Genomic DNA, 2346 nt, shown 5'->3' with positions numbered 1-2346 from the left:
TCTTTCAAAATCTCCACTCCCTTAGCAAAAGAAATATATCCCCATTGTGTTTGCGAAGTCTTTGAGTGGGGCTTGGAGAAATTGGCCTTGAGTGTTAGGGTATCTTCTATCTCATTGCTAGCACTCTTCCCCTCACAACTTGTGCGGATAGAAATCTCTTGCAGATAGAAATAATCTTGCTCATCTTGAAACTCATAAAGATCAACATCATTTGATTCTAAAGTGCTTTGTAAATGCCTAAAATCCTTTTCATCCAAAATAAGTCCTGTATTCCAATATGTCAGAAACTCTTTTTTGTAACTAATGCGAGCGATGCATGTTCGATCTTTTTGGATTTTGATGAAGTTGCGTTTGATCTGCCAAACAGAGATCACAGAATCCAAAAAGAAATCTTGTGCGAGTTCTTTTACTCCACTTGCTTGTTTGAAAGTTTTCAAATCTTTTGTAGGGATAGAGACCTCTTTGATAGGATAATCCCCAAAGTCAAACATCAAGCTCATTTCTTTGAATGAAGCATGACCCTTTTTAAGAAGTGCTAGATGATAAGCTTCTTGTTTGCTTGAGCAAGAATTCATTGAGCAAGTATAGGTGATATTGCTTGGAGCGATATGCTCCTCAGATTGGATCAAGATGGGATAGATTCTAAAAGCTTCCCAAGAGCGTTTTATATCAAAACAAAAATAAGCAAACCCCTCATCATCAGTGATGGCCTCTTTTTTGTTGTAGCTGAGTTTGATTCCACTTAGAGGGTTTTTGGTGTGATAGTGATGGGTTCGGATAAAGAAATCTGCCTTAGATGCTTTGGTGCTTTGTTTGCTAGCTTGATAGTCTTCTTGGAGTGATGAATCTGTGGAATGAGATTGTAAAGAGGTGGGAAGACACAGGGAGATATTGCAAGCTTGTTGTGTTTGTTGGGTGAGGGTGTAATCTTGAAAGGGAAGATTATAAAAGCAAATCTTTTGATCCCCAAAGGGAGTGGTAACTTTGAGAGTAGAAGAATAAGCTTTGTCTTCTTTTTCAAAAGAATAAAGCAAGGGAGATGCTTTGCCCTCTGAATCTGTGCCTTGAACGATCAATGCATCAGATTGACTTTTGAGTGGTTGGGAAGAAGATCCTATGATGGGGAAAGTTTGAATCCATTCTTTGACTTGCTGACCTATTTCTTTTAAAAGTGCAAAGGCATGGAAAAAGAGATTTTCTCCTTGAGATTGAGAGGGACGGATATCAATCTTTGCCCCATCTTTTAAATAAAAGTGAAGATTGGCTTGAGGATAAGAAGTGATTGAGAGAGGGCTTTTTTGAACTTGATGTGAGATGATATAGATATCAAGGAGGGGGGATTGTGAGGGAATCTCTTCGTCATCTCCTCTTGAAGCTTTTTCTTTCTTAATCAAATATTTAATTTTTTGATCAAGTATTTCAAACTGCCCTTCAGTGTTTAAGACCAAAATCCGATCCACCAAAGGAAGCTCACTCTTGATACTCTCTTGAAAGCCAAATGCTTGCTTCAAAGCCTCAGCAAATGGAGAGAAAACATCTGTGTAGGGGGCGAAGTGGAATTTGAAGTCATTAGGGTCATTGAGGTCTTTGAAGGCTTTGGTTTTAAAAAGTTTTCCACTCTCATAGAGCCTAATAAACTCTAAATATGTCTCCTCCTTCCCCTCCTCCCTCAAAGAATGCAAACTCTCAAATATCTTTAAAGCATCTTCCCCAAACTCCTTTTCTTGTTTCCAAAGTGTTTTTTTAAACTCTCCTCTTTTGTATCCATCAAACAATCCAAAGCAATTAGATTCTGCAAATCTTCTTTTGGCAAGACCGATATCCTTGTCTTTATTGCTTTGATATCTGATCTCAAACCAAGCCCTAAAGCGATCATTGTTTCTAAGTGCTGAACAAAGCTTGGGTCCAATCAAACTGCTAGGATTGGTATAGCTAAGAGAGAGCAAAGCAATCCATTCATAACTTCCTTTCAATGCTTGTATTTGTTGTTTTTGAAGTTTAAAATCCCTCATTCTATTTTCTAATATTCGAGAATATTCAGGAATAAGTTTTTGAAGAACTTTTTTGGCTTCTTCTTTTGTAATCATAAAAGGAAAATGAGTCTGCAAGATCGAGCTTAGGGCTTTCTTTTTTTGTGAGAGTTGATCTTTGCTAAGTGTGATTGAGTGAGGAAGCTTAGCAAGCTTTTTTTCATAGCTTGCATCAAAGATTTTAAGAATCTCTTTCCATTTGTCTGTATCTTGAAGCACTCCTTCTTGTCTTAAAGTGTATTCATCTTTCTTAGATTTTTTAAACTTCAAATCTTTGATTTGCTTAGTATAAGTCATCCAATCCAATCTTTGTGAG

The 2346-nt window shown here is 37.1% G+C and carries 1 protein-coding gene; it reads right to left on the bottom strand.

The window, feature by feature from the left end:
• On the bottom strand, positions 1–2327 hold a 2327-nt coding region (locus LW137_RS07005; protein ID WP_233034901.1), incomplete at its 3' end, for a hypothetical protein.
• Between the last annotated feature and the right edge of the window lie 19 nt (positions 2328–2346).

It is taken from the genome of Helicobacter kayseriensis, assembly GCF_021300655.1.
GTDB classification, from domain to species: domain Bacteria; phylum Campylobacterota; class Campylobacteria; order Campylobacterales; family Helicobacteraceae; genus Helicobacter_G; species Helicobacter_G kayseriensis.
The sequence above is the reverse complement of the archived record's forward strand: the minus strand, read 5'-3'. Positions and strand labels throughout refer to the sequence as shown.